The organism is Cellulomonas sp. WB94, assembly GCF_003115775.1.
In the GTDB taxonomy this organism is placed as follows: domain Bacteria; phylum Actinomycetota; class Actinomycetes; order Actinomycetales; family Cellulomonadaceae; genus Cellulomonas_A.
Genome location: NZ_QEES01000002.1, coordinates 2088844 through 2105198, shown reverse-complemented (window position 1 = coordinate 2105198; position 16355 = coordinate 2088844). Strand labels below are relative to the sequence as shown.

Genomic DNA, 16355 nt, shown 5'->3' with positions numbered 1-16355 from the left:
TCATCTGGTCGTCGCTGCCCCCAGGCTAGACGGTCAGGGTCGTATCCTCGGCTCGTGCAGATCACCATTCCCGCCGCGCTTCTGCCCGTCGACGGCCGGTTCGGCTCGGGTCCGAGCAAGATTCGCCCCGAGCAGGTCGACACGCTCGCGGGCGCAGGTCGCGCGCTGCTGGGGACCTCGCACCGCCAGGCCCCCGTCCGCGCCCTCGTCGGCCACATCCGCGCCGGGCTCGCCGAGCTGTTCGCACTGCCCGACGGCTACGAGGTCGCCCTCGGCAACGGCGGCTCGACGGCCTTCTGGGACCTCGCGACCCTGTGCCTCGTGCGCGAGAGGTCGCAGCACGCGTCGTTCGGGGAGTTCGGCGCCAAGTTCGCGGCCGCCTCGAAGCGCGCCCCGTTCCTCGGTGAGCCCACGATCCGCACCGCACCGCCCGGCCAGCTCGCGCTCCCTCTATATGAGGACGGCGTCGACGTGTACGCCTGGCCCCACAACGAGACCTCGACGGGCGTCGCGGCGCCCGTCCGCCGCGTCGCAGGCTCGCGCGAGCAGGGCGCGCTCACCGTCGTCGACGCGACATCGGCCGCGGGCGGCCTCGCCGTCGACGTCGCCCAGACCGACGTCTACTACTTCGCGCCGCAGAAGTCCTTCGCGTCCGACGGCGGCCTGTGGCTCGCGCTGCTGTCGCCCGCCGCGATCGCACGCGCCGAGCAGATCCACGAGAGCGGCCGCTGGATCCCCGAGTTCCTGTCGCTGACCACCGCCCTCGCGAACTCGCGGCTCGACCAGACGCTCAACACCCCCGCGATCGCGACGCTCGTCCTCCTCGCCGACCAGCTCGACTGGATGCTGGACCGCGGCGGACTGGCCTGGGCCGCGCAGCGCACCGCCACGTCGGCCGGCCACCTGTACAGCTGGGCCGACGCCCGCGACTGGACGACGCCGTTCGTCACCGACCCCGCCATCCGCTCGAACGTCGTCGGCACGATCGACCTGGTCCCCGAGGTCGAGTCCAAGACCGTCGCGAAGATCCTGCGCGAGAACGGCATCGTCGACGTCGACCCGTACCGCAAGCTCGGCCGCAACCAGCTGCGGGTGGCCATGTTCCCCGCGGTCGACCCGGACGACGTCCTGGCGTTGACGGCGTGCGCCGACTACGTGGTCGAGCGGCTGGGCTGACCTGCTGGTCGGGGCGCCTGACAACAGCGCCTGACAACACAGCGCCCGCCGGCTTCAGCCGACGAGCGCTGTGTGCTCAGGTCACGCGTCAGGCGGTGTGCCTGCGCCGCGCGACGGCGATGCCACCGAGAACGCCGGCGCCGACCACGACGAGCCCGCCGGCGAGCCACAGGACCGGCTCGACGTTCGATCCGGTCGCCGAGAGCACATCGGCGCGCACCACGGTGACGTTCGGCTCAGCGCCCAGCACGTCGGAACGCGGCGCCGGGGTGGGGAGCACGCACGTCACGCCCGGAGCCGCGTAGCCCGAGTCCTCGCGCACACACCCGGTGGCAGGGTCCGCTGCTGCGGCCGGCCCGGCCAGCGCGAGCACCGCGAACATTCCGAGGCCGACCCCTGCGGCCGTGCGGAACTTCTTGTTCATGGCTGACCCTCCCGTCAAATCGTATGTATCGGACATATCTACCGCCATGGTAGCGCGCTGGCGTCCCGGGGATGCAGGGGGCGAGCGGGTGAAGAGCCAGTGATCGCGGCGTCAGGGCGCCGGGGTGCACGTGCCCTCGACGAGGCCCGGGCTCGTGAGGGTCGGCGTCGTCCACACGTCGAGCGTCGAGGCCACGACCGGGAACGTGAACCGGTAGGTCGCCCGCCCCCCGGGATCGAGCCGAGACGTCAGGACGCTCACGACCCGACCCGACTCGGTCGCAGCAAGCCCGCCCACCAGCTCGTCGCCCAGCGCCTGCTCGCTGATCGAGCCGCCGACAGGTGAGTAGACGGTCACATTCGTCTGGACCGAGCCCGTCGCGATGCGGTCGCCGTGATACCCCGTGACGTACATGGGGTACGTGGCGACATCCGCAGGCGGGTCGTAGGCGAGGTCGAGCCGCACGACCGCCGCGCCCGGGAACCCATCCTTCCCGCAGGTCATCGACTCGACCGAATACGCAGTCGTGAGGTAGTAGTCGAGCTTCCCCGCGGTGCCGTCGTTCAGGAACACGCCGGCTGCCGCATCGTCGGACCCCGACAGGAAGCCGCCGCTGAGCGACGTGGGCGCAAGCAGCCCCTGCTCGTCGGGGTGCGCGGACCAGATGCGCACGCGACGCTCCTCGCCGGCCTTCGCGAGCTGCTCGACGACGTCCCGCGAGTCGCCCTGCCCCGAGCCGACCGCCCTGAAGATCGTCGCGGCCACGCCGGTGTAGAACTCGTCGGCGACCGCCGGGTCCTGCATCGACAGGTACGAGTCGTGCAGCAGGACGCTCAGCAGGTTGCTGGCGCGCAGCTTGACGCCGTCCGGCGCAGCGATCGTGCCGGTCGCGCTCAGCAGGTACTTCGCGGCGACAGGGTCCGTCGCCACCACCCCGTCGACCGTCTGGCCGGTAGACCGCTCCCAGATCGCGCTCACGAGCTGGGCCGTCCGCGGGAAGTCGGGCGTGAAGACCGTGTCCTGAATCCACCGGCCAAGCCGGTCGGTGTGCACCAGCAACTCGTCGGGCGTGAGCGGCAGGACGCTCTCTTCGGTCGGAGGGAAGGCCAGCGTCGTGCGCTGCTCGACGAGGTCGATCGAACCGTTCTCGGCGTGCAGGACGGCGACGGCGCCGACGATGCCGCCCGCGCTGCGCAGCTCGGCGCTGTTCAGAGACAGCAGCAGGTAGGTGCGCGGGCCGTCGGCCCCGAGCATCGAGGGCAGCAGCGTGGCGACCTTCGAGGCTGCGTCGAGAGCCGCGGCCGCTTTGCCCAGCCCCTTCTGCACCTTGACGACCGGGCCGGCGATGCGGCCCATGAGGCTCGAGGTGTCGATCGCGTCGACCGCGTCCCGCGCACGGACCGTCGTGGAGTCCGCGAGCGCGAGGGTGGGGGCCGCGTCGACGAGCGGCTGGAGGTCGATCCGGCCGTCCGTGCCCCGGACCTCTTGCGCCCCGAGGACCGTGCCGAGCTGCGAGATCGCCGGCAGGGCGTCCCGGGCCACGTCGTCCACGGCGGCCGCGACCGTGCGCACGGCTGCGAGGTCGTCGCCGACGAGCGGCAGGTGCTCGGCGAGCCGCCACACCGGGTCGGACGTCGCCGACCGGGCACGCTCCGCGTCGGCCTGGACCGCAGGCAGCTTGTCCGCGAGCGCCTTGGTGCGGCCCGCGGCGATGTCCGACTCCAAATTCCCGACCACGTCGCCCACGCTGCGCAGCGCGTGCTCGGCCTGCAGACCGCGGTAGCCCAGCCAGCCTCCGGCGACGAGCACCAGCCCCAGCACCCCGGCGGACACCCTGAGCGTGATGCGGACGCGCCGGCTACCCCTCATGGGACGATCGTCACATACCGGGCACCGTCTGAGGGTGCCCGGGGCGCCGATTCACCCGTCAGGCCGCTGTCACGCGGTTCGCGGCGTCCTGCGCACCAAGGCTCCGCGCGGCGTTGTCGCGCTCCACGACCTCGTCGTCGGGCATGAGGTCGCCGTCGCCCGCGGGCGGGTACCGGACCTCGAGATGCGGACGGTGCACGTGGTAGCGCACCTCGACGTTCCACCGCCGGGATGCCCACACTGCCGCGCCCGACGCGACCAGCAGGGCTGTGACCGACCCGATGCCGACCGACCAGCGGGGGCCGAACTGCTCGGCGATCCACCCGACGATGGGCGACCCGATGGGTGTCGCGCCGAGGAAGACCATCATGTAGAGCGCCATCACGCGACCGCGCATCGCGGGGTCGGTGTTCATCTGAATCGTCGTGTTGGCCGCCGTCATCATCGTCAAGGACGCGAGCCCGACGGGGATGGACGCGACCGCGTACGACGTGAACGTCGGCATGAGCGCCATGACGCCGCTCGCGATGCCGAACGCGAAGGCCGAGCCGATCACGAGCCGAACCCGCGGCCGCTTGCGTCGGGCAGCGAGCAGCGCGCCTGTCAACGAGCCGATCGCGAGGACCGATCCGAGGATGCCGTACTCCCCCGCACCCCGTCCGAACTCGACGCGCGCCATCATCGCGCTCGTCAGCTGGAAGTTGAGGCCGAACGTCGACACGACGCCGACGACGACCATGATCACGACGATGTCCGAGCGACCGCGCACGTAGCGCAGGCCCTCCCGGATCTGCCCCTTGGCCCGTCCGGCCGTCGGCATCTTCCGCATCTCGCTGTCGCGCATCTTCGTGAGCGCGAGGAGGGTCGACGCGAACGTCAGACCGTTGATGACGAACACCCAGCCGGTGCCGACTCCCGCGATGAGCAGCCCCGCGAGCCCCGGGCCGATGAGCCGGGCCGCGTTGAACGACGCGCTGTTCAGGCCGACCGCGTTGGCCAGCCCCTCGGCCGGCACCATCTCGGCGACGAACGTCTGCCGCACGGGCCCGTCGATCGCCGTCACCGAGCCCAGGAGGCCCGCGAAGACGAAGACGTGCCAGAGCTGGGCGTGACCGCCAAGCACGAGGATGCCGAGTGCGGTCGCGAGGACGCCCTGGGCAGTCTGCGTCGCGAGCAGGAGCTTGCGGCGGTCGAGCCGGTCGGCGAGGAGACCGGCCCACGCGGACAGGACCAGCGTCGGACCGAACTGCAGCGCCGTCGTGACGCCCACCGCGATGCCCGAGTCGTGCGACAGGACGGTCAGGACCAACCAGTCCTGCGCGACGCGCTGCATCCACGTGCCGATGTTGGCGACGATCGCCCCGGTGAACCACAGCCGGTAGTTGAAGTAGCGGAGCGAGGAGAACGTCTCTCTCATGAGGCGGCGATCCCCCGCATCAGCTGGGCAGCGGCGGCCAGGGTCGCGCGCTCACCCGCGGTGAGCTGCGCGAGCCTGCCGGTCAACCACACGTCACGACGTCGCACCGTCTCCTTGACCTCTCTGACCCCCGAATCGGTCAGGCTCACGACGACCTGGCGGCCGTCCGTGGGGTGCTCGGCCTTCTGCACCAGGCCTAGCTCGACGAGCGTGTTGACCGTCCGGGTCATCGACGGCGGCTGCACGTGCTGCATCTCGGCGAGCGCGCCGGGCGTGAGCGGCCCGTTCACGTTGAGCCAGCCGAGCACCGAGTACTGGTGGTCGGGGAGATCGGCAGACCCGCGCTCTGCGCGCAGCCGGCGGGCGGAGCGGAAGATCCCGATGCGCAGCTCGGCCGCGAGCTCGCCGGGCCGGCACTGCTTCGTGGTCGGCGGCGGAGGCGTGATCGGCGCGGTGGGCGTGACGGGCGCTGTTGCGCCGGTCCCGGAGTGGACGGCAAGATCGTGCATGTCCTTACCCTAACTCATTACCCTGAGTAACGACATTCGGCCGATCCGCCCGGGTCCACGCCCGAGCCGCCCACCAACCGCCAGCCCCGCTCGCGCCCGCCGGGCTGCCCTCGACCCGCCAGCGACCGGGCCGAGCAGGACGGACTGGCTGGATAGGTCGGGCGTGTCGAACGGGTTGGGCGGGTCTTGGTTGGTCGGGCGACCGTAGGGCGGTGTGCGGGGCCGCAGCACTCGAGACCCGCCCACACACCTAGGCTCGGCCCCGCGGATCGCGCCGGCGAGACTGCGCAGAGGGCTGGCATTCGAACCCGCGAGCCAGCCATCCGCGTAGTCTCGGCGGGAGGGATGCGGGCTTATGGGCCCAGGAAGAGCTGGGAGCAGAGCATGCGGGTCTGGTCGAGGACGCAGGCCACTCCTACCCGGGTCAGCGTCGGGTCGAGCAGGTTGGCGCGGTGGCCGGGGGATGCGAGCCAGGCGTCGACGACGGCCTGCGGACCGGCGGCGGCTCGGCTGAGGTTCTCGGCCGCGGGTCCCGCGGGGTCGCACGCCTCCATGACTGGGACGAGACTCGCATGCGTGAGCTCGCGGCCGCCGGTCAGCGCATCGGCACGGTCGGCTGCTGCCGAACGGGCGCACTCGGACAGTTCGAGAGGCAAGAGCCCTTCCGCGGCACGCGCCGTGTTGGTGTCCGTCACGAGCTCCTGGGCGTAGGCGATCGGGTCGGCGCCCGCGGCCGACCAGCTCGGTGTCGCGGCGACCGTCGGGCCGAGACCCTGCTGGAACGCGACGACGAGAGCGACCGCTGCCATCACCACCCCGACAGCTATGGTCGCCCAGGCCCAGATCGGCGGTGGCAGGTCGCGGCGGTTAGTCAAGGGCGGCCGAGGGCGCGGTACGTCCAGCCAGCGGCGCGCCAGCGTGCCGGGTCGAGCACGTTGCGCCCGTCGAGGATGCGGCGCTCGGCCACGACGCCGCCGAGCACGGCCGGGTCAAGGTCGCGGTACTCGGCCCACTCGGTCGCGAGCAGCACGACGTCGGCGCCTGTGGCGGCCTCGAGCGCGGTGTCGGCGAACTTCAGGTCCGGCCACTTTGCGCGGGCGTTCTCGATCGCCTTCGGGTCCGTCACCGTGACGTGCGCGCCCTGGAGCTGCATCTGCGCGGCGACCGACAGCGCCGGGGAGTCCCGCACGTCGTCGCTGTCGGGCTTGAAGGCGGCCCCGAGCACCGCGACCCGACGGCCGACGATCGAGCCGTGGCACACGTCGCGCGCCAGGTCGACCATGCGGACGCGCCGCCGCATGTTGATCGAGTCGACCTCACGCAGGAACGACAACGCCTGGTCGACGCCGAGCTCTCCGGCACGGGCCATGAACGCCCGGATGTCCTTGGGTAGGCAGCCGCCGCCGAACCCGAGGCCGGCGTTGAGGAACTTGCGGCCGATCCGGCTGTCGTAACCAATGGCATCTGCGAGTCGCGTGACGTCCGCGCCGGTCGCCTCGCACAGCTCGGCCATCGCGTTGATGAAGGAGATCTTGGTCGCGAGGAACGAGTTGGCGGCGACCTTCACGAGCTGAGCGGTCGCGTAGTCAGTGACGACCAACGGCACTCCCTCCGCGAGCGGAGTCGCGTACACGTCGTCCAGCTGCGCCTTGGCGGCATCGCCAGCCGCCGTGGGGACGCCGTCGTCGTCGGTCGGCAGTCCGTAGATGAGGCGGTCGGGGTGCAGGGTGTCCTGGACCGCGAGCCCCTCGCGGAGGAACTCGGGATTCCACACGAGCGTCGCACCCGTGCCGGCCAGCCGTTCGGCGAGCCTCTCGGCCGTGCCGACCGGGACCGTCGACTTGCCGGCGACGACCTCGCCCGGGCCCACGTGCGCGAGCAGCTGCTCGAACGCCACGTCGACGTACACGAGGTCGGCGCCGAACTCCCCACGCTTCTGCGGCGTGCCCACGCAGATGAAGTGGACCAGCGACCCCGCGACGTCGGCCATGTCGGTCGTGAAGCGCAGCCGTCCGGTGGCCATCACGTCGTCGAGAAGCTCGGGCAGGCCCGGCTCGTAGAACGGCGCCCGGCCGGCCGCCAGCTCCGCGATCTTGACCGCGTCGACATCGACACCGACGACGTCGTGCCCCAGCTTCGCCATGGACGCGGCGTGAACCGCACCGAGATATCCGCAACCGATGACCGAGACGCGCATGACGACTCCTAGGGGCAGACAGTGAGACCCGGGCCACTGTACCGATTCTCGGCGCCTTACCCTGGCCGGATGGTGACCGACCGTCGAGCCCGACGCGTGGTCGTGTGCGCGGCGGTCCTCTACCTCCTGGGCGTCGCGCGGATGACCCTGTGGCCCGACTTCGCGAGCCCGGACCAGCTCGACGCGCTCCGGTCGCTCACCGCGTGGCTGACCGGGCACGGGGTCCCGGTGACCTACGAGGGCCTGGAGGCCACGGCGAACGTGGTGATGTTCGTGCCGTTCGGCGTGCTCGGCGGGCTTCTCGTGAGCCATCGGCATCGGGGTGCGGTGGTCGCCGCCGGGTGTGCGGTCTCAGCTGCCATCGAGACGAGCCAGCTGATGTTCCTCCCGACGCGCGTCCCGACGATCCAGGACGTCGTCCTGAACACGGCAGGTGCCGCGGTCGGCCTGCTCGGGCTCGCTGTCGTCGTGGCCGCACGTCGGACCCGGCGGAGCCCGACGAGCGAGCCGGCCGCTGCCGAGCCGGACGCGAGCGACCCGGACGCGACGAGAGTGCAGTGACGGCTGCGCCCGGTGCTTCCGGGGCAGACGTCGCTGCACTCTCGTCGGGACTCTCGTCGGGCGGCTGCCCGGGGCTCAGATGCCCAGAGCGTCCTTGATGGGGCCGAGCGTGAAGTAGAAGACGAACAGGATCGCAGCGACCCACATGAGCGGGTGGATGGCCTTGATCTTGCCGACCGCGATCTTGATGACGACGAACGCGATGAAGCCCGCGCCGATGCCCGCGGTGATCGAGTAGGTGAACGGCATCAGGATGATCGTGAGGAACGCGGGGATCGCGACCTCGAAGTTCTTCCAGTCGATCCCGGACACCTGCATGACCATGAGGAAGCCGACGACGACGAGCGCCGGGGTGGCCGCCTCGAACGGCACCAGGTTGACCAGCGGCGACAGGAACGTCGCGAGCAGGAACGCGATACCGGTCACGATCGACGCGAGACCGGTGCGAGCGCCGTCACCGACACCCGCCGCCGACTCGATGTAGCTGGTGTTGGACGAGACGCTGCCCATGCCACCGGCCGCCGCGGCGATCGAGTCGACGATGAGGATCTGCTGAGCACCCTCGGGGTTGCCCTCCTCGTCGAGCAGACCGGCCTCGCCGCCGACGGCGACCATCGTGCCCATCGTGTCGAAGAAGTCGGCGAGCATGATCGCGAACACGAGGAGCGCGACCGCGAGGACGCCGATCTTGCCGAACGCGCCGAAGAGCGAGAAGTGCCCGATGAGCGAGAAGTCGGGGACCGAGACGATCGAGCCGGAGATGTGCGGGACGTTGAGCTCCCAGCCCGTCGGCTTGACGACGGCGCCGTCGACCTTCATCGGGCCGACCTTGCCGACAGCCTCGACGATGAGCGCGAGGACCGTCGAGCTGAGGATCGCGATGAGGATCGCGCCCTTGACCTTGCGCACCATGAGGATGATCGCGAGGAGCAGGCCGACCACGAACACGAGGAGCGGCCAGCCGGCCAGGGAGCCGCTGATGCCGAGCTCGACCGGCGTGGCCTGGCTCGCCGGGATCCGGACGAACCCGGAGTCGACGAGGCCGATGAACGCGATGAACAGGCCGATGCCGACGCTGATGGCCGTCTTGATCTCGACGGGGACGGCCTTGAACACGGCCCGCCGGAACCCGGTGAGCACGAGGATCAGGATGATGAGGCCCTCGATCACGACGATGCCCATCGCGTCGGGCCACGTCATGCCCGGCAGGGCGGCGATCGAGTACGCGACCACGGCGTTGAGGCCGAGGCCCGCGGCGAGCGCGATCGGGAAGTTTGCGACGGTCCCCATAAGGATCGTCAGGAGGCCGGCGATGAGGGCCGTGGCCGCGGCGATCATGCCGAGGTTCGGGGCGTCACCGCCGCCGAGGAACTTGCCCGTGCCGTCCTGGACGAAGCCCAGGATGATCGGGTTGAGAACGATGATGTAGCTCATCGTGAAGAAGGTCACGAGACCGCCGCGGACCTCGGCGCCGATCGAGGAACCACGCTCGGTGATCTTGAAGTAACGGTCGACGGCGTTGCGGGGGGCAGCCGTCTCCGTCCGGGGGGAAGTAGTCGCCATGGCGCGCATGATCGCAGAACTGGCACCCTCCGCACACAGGTTGTCCACGTGGTGTGCGAAGTGGACCGCCCGGGGTGTCAGCCGAGGAACAGCTGGGAGCACAGGGCGCCGGCCGACCCGGTGACGCAGCCGATGCCGATCGAGGTGTAGGCGCGCAGGATGTTCTCCCGATGGCCCGGTGAGGCCATCCAGCCGGCCGTCATCGCCTCGGGCGTCGAGTAGCCGAGCGCGAGGTTCTCGCCGACGCTGCTCCCGCCGCACGCCTCGACGACCGGGCCGAGCGGGTCGTGCTCGAACCGTCCCTGCGCGACCAGGACGGCGGCTCGTGCGGCGGCCTGGGCGGTCGCGCACGGCGACGTCTCGAGCGCCACAAGACCGGCCTTCGCGCGCTCGGCGTTGGTGAGCACGACGAGCCGGGCCGCGAGCTGCTCGTCGTCGGACAGGGCCGGTGCCGCCGTCGGTGCCGCCGTCGGTGACGGCGTTGTCGTCGACGTCGTGGAGGGCGCAGGGGCCGTTGCGTCGACGGCCGGAGCGATGGTCCCCTGAGCGATCGACGTCGCCTGCGACCGTGCCGGTGGCGCGGCGACGGCCGGCGGCTGACCGACGTCGGCCGATGCCATCGCCGAGGGCGACGGTACCGGCGGGACCGCGTCCCGCCGTTCGCCCGACCGGGACGCGACCATCGCACCGATCGCGCCGTCGGCCCCGCGAACGGCCTGGTCAGCGCCGCGAGCGGCCAGGTCTCCCGGGCCCGCGAGACGGGCCGGCAGAGCCTCGACGGCCTCGACGGGGGTGTCGCCGCTCAGGACGGCCGGGGTGACGGCTGCCAGGAGCGCGATCCCGAGGACCGAGGCGACAACGACGACGTGGCGGCGGCTGCGCCGGCGCAGCGTGCCCATCCGGTACGCGCGCAGGTCACGCCGGCGCAGGGGCGAGAGCTCGTCGGTCGTCGGCACGCCGCAACGTTATCGGTTCGTGACCTACCTGCGGGAGGCCCCGCGGCCGCCGGGCTCTGGGCTCCGCGCCGCGACAGGCCTCAGGGCACGAGCAGCGAGAACTGACCGCCGCCGTAGCCCGCCACGTCCATGCCGAGGTCGCAGCGGCGCACGAACGTCAGGATCCACTGCGCGACGTCCGCAGGGATCGGGTCACCCGGCGCGTACACGGCATCGAGCCGCACGTGCGGCGCACCCTCGACGTTGAAGAGAGACGCCGTGATGTTGAGGATCTCGGCGGCGTTGTCGCGGATGTTGTCGGGCAGCAGGCCGTTGTTGATCGCCGCCTCGGCAGCGCGGGTCGGCAGCAGGGCGATCGCGGCGCCCATCCGGGACGCCAGGGCGATGTCGAGCAGCACGAGCGCGGCAAGGCGCACGTTCCTGTCGACGTAGACGCCGACCATCGCCCCGAAGTCGACAGCGGGATCGACCATCGTCCCGCCCGTGGTGACCTCGACATCCCGACCGAGCAGGTCGGCGAGCAGGTCGCGGATGTCCTTCGCGGCGGGCAGGTGCGTGTCGTTGCTCATGCGAGCACCGGCTCGATCGCGTCACGGAACGATTCGGCGGTGAACGGCTTGGCGATGAGGAACAGCGCGCCGGCCTGCTCGGCCTCCGCCCGCATCTCCGCGGAGCCCTCGGACGTCACGAACGCGAACGGCGTCCCGTAGCCCTCCGAGCGCATCGCGCCCAGCAGCTCGATGCCCGTCATGTTGGGCATGTTCCAGTCGGACAGCACCAGGTCGGGCTCGTCGGCCTGGACCGCAGCCAGCGCCTCGACCCCGTCCGACGCCTCCCGGACGTCCCAGTCGTAACCGGCCTGGCGCAGCGTGCGGATGACGATCTGTCGCATGACACGACTGTCGTCCGCGATGAGAACTCGCAGCATGGTGATCCCTTCTACCCGAACATCCAGATGGACACGACGATGAGGTGGCCTCGCCACGCGAGGTTCAGACCTTCCATGGGCACCGCCCCGAGGACCTCGGGCAGCGTGTCCGCGACTCTCGGCAGCCCGAGCGTGCCCGACGTGGGCAGCAGCGCCTTGAAGTTGCCGCCGACGACGTTGACGAGCTCGCCGTACGCGTCGACGAGGTCCTCGACGCCGACCTCCTCGTGCGGAGCCATGTGCAGCAGGGCGCGCGTGAGGTCGTACGCCACGGGGCGCGAGGTCGTCAGCGCCGCACGGCCCGTCCAGCCGCCGTGCGCGTCGACCCATCCCACGATCGGGTCCACGACCGCCGGCACGTCGCCCAGCCACGGCTGAAGCGGGCCGACGTCGCCGTCGATCATCGCCGAGAACACCTGCTCGGCGATGGCGTACATCTGGTCAACGGCAGTGTCGCTCATACGAGCTCCTCGCTCCCGACAAGGCCGAGCAGCTCCAGCTTGTCGCGGATGCTGTCGGGGGTGAACGGCTTGATCAGGTACTCGTGCGCCCCGGCGGCCAGGGCGCGGACGATCTGCCCGGTCTCGCTCTCGGTCGTCACCATCATGAGAGTGATCTGGCGGCGGTCGGGGTTCGACCGGACACGGGTCACGAACTCGAGGCCGTCCATGACCGGCATGTTCCAGTCGATGCAGGCCAGGTCGACCTCGAGGCCGTCGTCGAGCAGGTCGAGCGCCTCCTGGCCGTCGCCGGCCTGGTGGACCTCGAAGCCGAGCGGCTCCAGCAGGGCGCCGACGATCCGGCGCATCGTGCGCGAGTCGTCGATGACGAGCGCCTTCATCGGTGTGCTCCTTGGCGGGGGATGATCGGGAAGGCGGACGTGCCGGCCACGGGAATCGCGCCCGAGTGGACGAACGGGGTCGTCTGCGAGGGCGAGACCCGGGACACGGGCCGGTATACCGACCCGCGCGCGACCGGGATGCGGTCCCACGCGTCGTCGACCCCGAGCGTCGACTCCGCTGCACCGAGGATCAGGAACCCGTCGGGGCGCAGCACCCGGCGGACCCGCGCGAGGATCGCCCGCTTGGTCGGGAGGTCGAAGTAGATGAGGACGTTTCGAAGGAACACGACGTCGAACGGGGCACCGGCCGGAGCGGCGTCGAGCAGGTTGTGCCGGGCGAACGTGACGGCCCGCTGGAGGGCGTCGGACACCTTCCACTCGGCGCCTGCGCGCTGGAGGTGACGGACGAGCATCGCCGCGGGAAGGCCCCGGTTCACCTCGAGCTGCGAGTACCGGCCGGCGCGACCGCGCTCGAGCACCTGGGTCGAGAGGTCCGTGGCGAGGACCTCGACCGGCGTGCCGGGCAGGACGTCGGTGAGCGTCATGACGATGGAGTACGCCTCCTGGCCGGTCGAGCAGGCCGCCGACCACAGGCGCAGCCGGTCGATCCGGCCGCGCTCGGACGCGAACGCGGGGACGACGTGCGTACGCAGCGCATCGAACGGCGCCGCGTCCCGGAACCACGAGGTCTCGTTGGTCGTGAGCGCCTCGACGACGTCCTCGTAGTCGGCCTCACGGCGGGCCGAGCGCACCCGGCGGACGTACTCGTCGACGCCGATCCCGGCCTCGCGGGCGAGCGGTGCGAGCCGGCTCTCGACGAGGTACTCCTTGCCGCGGTCGAGCTGGATGGCGCTGCGGCGCCGTACGAGGTCGGCGACGAAGTCGAACGAGTCGGTCGTGAGCGTCACGGGCGCACACCTCCCGTCGACGACGTCGTCCGCGCGGCCGCGAGCGACCCTCGGACGAGCGCCTCGACGGTGTGCGGGACGTCGGCGATCGGCAGGACCCGGTGGGCGAGGCCGGCCGAGGCGACCGCGCCGGGCATGCCCCACACGACGCTGGTCGCCTCGTCCTGCACGACGACGGTGCCGCCCGCGGACACGACGGCCTCGCAACCCGTGCGCCCGTCCGCGCCCATGCCCGTGAGCACGACCGCGAGCAGGTCCCCGCCGAGCACCCCGACCGCGGAGCGGAACAGGACGTCGACCGAGGGGCGGCAGAAGTTCACCGGCGGGGAGTCGGTGAGGACCGTCCGCACGCCGGCACCCGAACGGCGCAGCTCGAGGTGGCGGTCACCCGGCGCGATGTACACGTGACCCGGCACGAGCTCCTCGTCGCCGGCGCACTCGACCACCGTCGACGGGCCCATCCGGTCGAGCCGGGCGGCGAGCTGGCGCGTGAACACCGGCGGCATGTGCTGGACGATCAGCACCGGGACCGGCAGCGGGGCCGACAGGCCCGAGACGAAGCGCGAGAGTGCCTCCGGACCACCGGTCGACGAGCCGAGGATCACGGCGCGGACGGCGTGCGGTGCCGGCTCGGCGCGGAGCGTGCCGGGGAGCCGGTGCGCTCCGTCGGGGACGCGCGCGATGCCAGCCGCCCGCGGAGCCGCCCCGGTCAGCGAGGCAGCGCCGGGCGGGGTGGCCCGGAACGCGCTCGCCGAGACCGGCTGGACGCGCGGCACGAGGGCCTTGATCTTCGGCAGGAGCTGCCCGGCGACCTGCGCGAGCGACTCCTGGACGCTGCCCGTGTTCGAGGGCTTCGTGACGTAGTCGCTGGCCCCCGCCACGAGGGCGTCGAGGGTGGCCTCGGCGCCGCGCTCCGTCAGGGTCGAGAACATGATGATCGGCATGTGGTGACCCGCGCGCCGCAGCTCGCGGACCGCCTCGATGCCGTTCATCTCCGGCATCTCGACGTCCATCGTCACGAGGTCGGGAGCGAGCTGACCGACCTTCGTGAGCGCGAGCCGTCCGTTGGCGGCCGACCCGATCACCTCGATCGCCGGGTCCTGCGACAGCGCGTCGGTGACGAGCCGGCGCACGACGACGGAGTCGTCGACCACGAGGACGCGGATCCGACCGACGCGCGACCCGGCATCGCCGGGCGTCGTGGTGCGAATGCTCACGTCTGGTCTCCTCTGGTGCGGTGCGATTCTGGTGCGGTGGCGATCTGCCGTGCCTATCGGCGGCGGCGCTGCCGAGTTGAACTGAACTGCGCGCGTGGGTGGACGCCGCGTCAGTAGGTGAAGGTCTCGACGCGGGTGCGGAGGTCGGCGGAGAGGCGGGCGAGCTCGGTCACCGAGTCGCCCATCTGACCCAGCACGTGCGCCGAGGCGTCCGCGGAGGTGGCGACGCCGGTGATGTTCGACGCGATCTCACTGGACCCCATCGCCGCCTCCTGCACCCCCCGAGACATCTCGTTCGTCGTGGCCGTCTGCTCCTCCACCGCACTGGCAATCGTCAGCTGGTAGTCGTTGATCGACGCGATGATCGCCGAGATCTGCCCGATCGCCGCCACCGCCCCCGCCGTGTCCACCTGGATCGCCTCCACCCGCCGCGCGATGTCCTCCGTCGCCCGCGCCGTCTCCGACGCCAGCTCCTTGACCTCCCCCGCCACCACCGCGAACCCCTTCCCGGCCTCCCCCGCCCGCGCCGCCTCGATCGTCGCGTTCAACGCCAACAAGTTCGTCTGCGCCGCGATCCCCGTGATCACCTTCACCACGTTCCCGATCTCCTGAGACGACGTCCCCAGCTTCATCACCGTCACATTCGTCGCCGCCGCCACCCCCGTCGCCTGATTCGCGACCTTCGCCGCCTCATTCGCGTTCTGCGCGATCTCCCGGATCGACGCACCCATCTGCTCCGCCCCCGCCGCCACCGTCTGCACATTCCGGCTCACCTGCTCCGCCGCAGCCGCCACCACCCCCGCCTGCACACTCGTCTCCGCCGACCCCGCCGACACCTGCGCCGACGACGCCGACAGCTCCTCCGACGCGGCGGCGACCGTGCCCGCCGTCTCCACGACCCCAGCGATCAGGTCACGCATGTTGTCCTGCGCGGTGACCAGCGCCGCCGCCATCTGGCCGATCTCGTCGGCGGACCGGACGTCGGGCCGCACGGTCAGGTCACCTGTCGCCATCGCGTCCACCGCGCGCTTCACCGAGACGACCGAGCGCCGGATCCCGTTGGCGATCGCCATCCCGAGGACCGAGGCCAGGACGACCCCGACGATCAGGATCGCCACCGTGAGCACCGCGGCACGCGCGGACTCGTCCGCGACCCGGCGTGCATCGATCTCGGAGGCAGCCGTGACATCAGTCGTCAGCGCCGTGAGGTCGGTGACCATCACGCCACCCGCCTTGGCGGCACCTGCGTCGCGGATGTCGAGGAACGCCTGCCGGTCGTCCGCCAGGGCGGCGGTCATGAGGTCTCCGTCGACGACCGTCCGGTAGTCCGCCAGCGAGGCCGCGAAGGTGTCCCAGCTCGCGGGCAGGGCGCCGTACGCCTCGGTGTACGTCGCCGCGAACGCGTCCGACGCGGTCTGGTACGTCGTGTAGGCCTTCGCGAGGCTGTCGGCCTGTCGCTGCTTGCGGGCCGAGTCATACGTCCCGACCAGGGTCACGCCCATGCGGACGCCCCACAGCGCATCCTTCAGCGTGGCGAGGCTCGTCGTCACCGCCGCCTGATCCGTGGCCATCTCTGCGGTCGAGGACTTCATCGAGCTCATCGAGACTGTCGCGAAGGCGCCCAGCCCCGAGGAGAACACCACGAACACGACCAGGAGCCCGACGATCTTCGCGCGGACCGAGAACCGGCCCAGCATCGATGCGTGCTGGGTGCTCGGGACAGCTGCTGCACTCACGGCGAAAGCTCCTCTAGACGGTGGTGACGGTGGCGGCCTCCTCATCGGCGACG

General features: G+C 71.3%; 17 protein-coding genes. 2 read left to right on the top strand and 15 right to left on the bottom strand.

Annotated features, from left to right (window positions below; genetic code table 11):
* Positions 1–60 precede the first annotated feature (60 nt).
* Positions 61–1176 carry a phosphoserine transaminase gene (gene serC / locus DDP54_RS10880; protein ID WP_109132527.1) on the top strand — a complete coding sequence of 372 codons (1116 nt, stop codon included), beginning with the start codon at positions 61–63 and terminating at the stop codon, positions 1174–1176.
* 88 nt (positions 1177–1264) lie between these two features.
* Here the strand turns inward: serC and DDP54_RS10875 are convergent, their stop codons facing one another.
* The 6 genes from DDP54_RS10875 to DDP54_RS10850 form a co-directional block, all read right to left on the bottom strand.
* Positions 1265–1600, bottom strand: a complete 336-nt coding sequence (locus DDP54_RS10875; RefSeq protein WP_109131752.1) for a hypothetical protein — start codon at positions 1598–1600, stop codon at positions 1265–1267.
* Between the two features lie 111 nt (positions 1601–1711).
* Positions 1712–3469 carry a DUF4012 domain-containing protein gene (locus DDP54_RS10870; RefSeq protein WP_109131751.1) on the bottom strand — a complete coding sequence of 586 codons (1758 nt, stop codon included), beginning with the start codon at positions 3467–3469 and terminating at the stop codon, positions 1712–1714.
* Between the two features lie 58 nt (positions 3470–3527).
* Positions 3528–4886, bottom strand: a complete 1359-nt coding sequence (locus DDP54_RS10865; protein WP_109131750.1) for an MFS transporter — start codon at positions 4884–4886, stop codon at positions 3528–3530.
* The gene (locus tag DDP54_RS10860; protein ID WP_109131749.1) at positions 4883–5395 is read right to left on the bottom strand and encodes a MarR family transcriptional regulator; all 513 of its coding nucleotides are present in this window, start codon (positions 5393–5395) and stop codon (positions 4883–4885) included. Before DDP54_RS10860 ends, DDP54_RS10865 begins: the two co-directional genes overlap by 4 nt.
* Before the next feature lie 353 nt (positions 5396–5748).
* Positions 5749–6204, bottom strand: a complete 456-nt coding sequence (locus tag DDP54_RS10855) for a CAP domain-containing protein (protein WP_109131748.1) — start codon at positions 6202–6204, stop codon at positions 5749–5751.
* Positions 6205–6266: 62 nt separating this feature from the next.
* Positions 6267–7592 carry a UDP-glucose/GDP-mannose dehydrogenase family protein gene (locus tag DDP54_RS10850; RefSeq protein ID WP_109131747.1) on the bottom strand — a complete coding sequence of 442 codons (1326 nt, stop codon included), beginning with the start codon at positions 7590–7592 and terminating at the stop codon, positions 6267–6269.
* Positions 7593–7661: 69 nt separating this feature from the next.
* Between DDP54_RS10850 and DDP54_RS10845 the strand changes: the two genes are divergently transcribed.
* On the top strand, positions 7662–8153 hold the full coding sequence (locus tag DDP54_RS10845; protein ID WP_109131746.1) for a VanZ family protein: 492 nt from the start codon (positions 7662–7664) through the stop codon (positions 8151–8153).
* Between the two features lie 75 nt (positions 8154–8228).
* Here DDP54_RS10845 and DDP54_RS10840 read toward each other — a convergent pair whose 3' ends face one another.
* From DDP54_RS10840 to DDP54_RS10800, 9 genes are all read right to left on the bottom strand, one after another.
* Positions 8229–9716, bottom strand: coding sequence for an NCS2 family permease (locus tag DDP54_RS10840; RefSeq protein ID WP_109132526.1), 1488 nt, complete (start codon positions 9714–9716; stop codon positions 8229–8231).
* 77 nt (positions 9717–9793) lie between these two features.
* Entirely contained in the window at positions 9794–10672 is an 879-nt protein-coding gene (locus tag DDP54_RS10835; protein ID WP_109131745.1) for a CAP domain-containing protein, read from the bottom strand.
* Between the two features lie 80 nt (positions 10673–10752).
* Entirely contained in the window at positions 10753–11241 is a 489-nt protein-coding gene (locus DDP54_RS10830; protein WP_109131744.1) for a hypothetical protein, read from the bottom strand.
* Positions 11238–11600, bottom strand: coding sequence for a response regulator (locus tag DDP54_RS10825; protein ID WP_109131743.1), 363 nt, complete (start codon positions 11598–11600; stop codon positions 11238–11240). Before DDP54_RS10825 ends, DDP54_RS10830 begins: the two co-directional genes overlap by 4 nt.
* Positions 11601–11611: 11 nt before the next feature.
* Positions 11612–12061, bottom strand: coding sequence for a chemotaxis protein CheX (locus DDP54_RS10820; protein WP_109131742.1), 450 nt, complete (start codon positions 12059–12061; stop codon positions 11612–11614).
* The gene (locus DDP54_RS10815; protein ID WP_109131741.1) at positions 12058–12441 is read right to left on the bottom strand and encodes a response regulator; all 384 of its coding nucleotides are present in this window, start codon (positions 12439–12441) and stop codon (positions 12058–12060) included. The genes DDP54_RS10820 and DDP54_RS10815 overlap by 4 nt, the downstream gene beginning before the upstream one ends.
* A complete protein-coding gene (locus DDP54_RS10810; protein ID WP_109131740.1) occupies positions 12438–13349 on the bottom strand; it encodes a protein-glutamate O-methyltransferase CheR in 912 nt (303 codons plus the stop codon). Before DDP54_RS10810 ends, DDP54_RS10815 begins: the two co-directional genes overlap by 4 nt.
* Complete coding sequence (locus tag DDP54_RS10805; protein WP_242448343.1) at positions 13346–14566, bottom strand: chemotaxis response regulator protein-glutamate methylesterase; 1221 nt, start codon at positions 14564–14566, stop codon at positions 13346–13348. The genes DDP54_RS10810 and DDP54_RS10805 overlap by 4 nt, the downstream gene beginning before the upstream one ends.
* Positions 14567–14676: 110 nt before the next feature.
* Entirely contained in the window at positions 14677–16263 is a 1587-nt protein-coding gene (locus tag DDP54_RS10800; protein WP_109132524.1) for a methyl-accepting chemotaxis protein, read from the bottom strand.
* Positions 16264–16355 lie beyond the last annotated feature (92 nt).

Excerpts from the sequence above, each read along its gene's own strand:
- DDP54_RS10875 (WP_109131752.1), bottom strand. The coding sequence starts at position 1,600 with ATGAACAAGAAGTTCCGCACGGCCGCAGGGGTCGGCCTCGGAATGTTC.
- DDP54_RS10870 (WP_109131751.1), bottom strand. The coding sequence starts at position 3,469 with ATGAGGGGTAGCCGGCGCGTCCGCATCACGCTCAGGGTGTCCGCCGGG.
- DDP54_RS10865 (WP_109131750.1), bottom strand. The coding sequence starts at position 4,886 with ATGAGAGAGACGTTCTCCTCGCTCCGCTACTTCAACTACCGGCTGTGG.
- DDP54_RS10860 (WP_109131749.1), bottom strand. The coding sequence starts at position 5,395 with ATGCACGATCTTGCCGTCCACTCCGGGACCGGCGCAACAGCGCCCGTC.
- DDP54_RS10855 (WP_109131748.1), bottom strand. The coding sequence starts at position 6,204 with ATGGCAGCGGTCGCTCTCGTCGTCGCGTTCCAGCAGGGTCTCGGCCCG.
- DDP54_RS10850 (WP_109131747.1), bottom strand. The coding sequence starts at position 7,592 with ATGCGCGTCTCGGTCATCGGTTGCGGATATCTCGGTGCGGTTCACGCC.
- DDP54_RS10845 (WP_109131746.1), top strand. The coding sequence starts at position 7,662 with ATGGTGACCGACCGTCGAGCCCGACGCGTGGTCGTGTGCGCGGCGGTC.
- DDP54_RS10840 (WP_109132526.1), bottom strand. The coding sequence starts at position 9,716 with ATGGCGACTACTTCCCCCCGGACGGAGACGGCTGCCCCCCGCAACGCC.
- DDP54_RS10830 (WP_109131744.1), bottom strand. The coding sequence starts at position 11,241 with ATGAGCAACGACACGCACCTGCCCGCCGCGAAGGACATCCGCGACCTG.
- DDP54_RS10825 (WP_109131743.1), bottom strand. The coding sequence starts at position 11,600 with ATGCTGCGAGTTCTCATCGCGGACGACAGTCGTGTCATGCGACAGATC.
- DDP54_RS10820 (WP_109131742.1), bottom strand. The coding sequence starts at position 12,061 with ATGAGCGACACTGCCGTTGACCAGATGTACGCCATCGCCGAGCAGGTG.
- DDP54_RS10815 (WP_109131741.1), bottom strand. The coding sequence starts at position 12,441 with ATGAAGGCGCTCGTCATCGACGACTCGCGCACGATGCGCCGGATCGTC.
- DDP54_RS10800 (WP_109132524.1), bottom strand. The coding sequence starts at position 16,263 with ATGCTGGGCCGGTTCTCGGTCCGCGCGAAGATCGTCGGGCTCCTGGTC.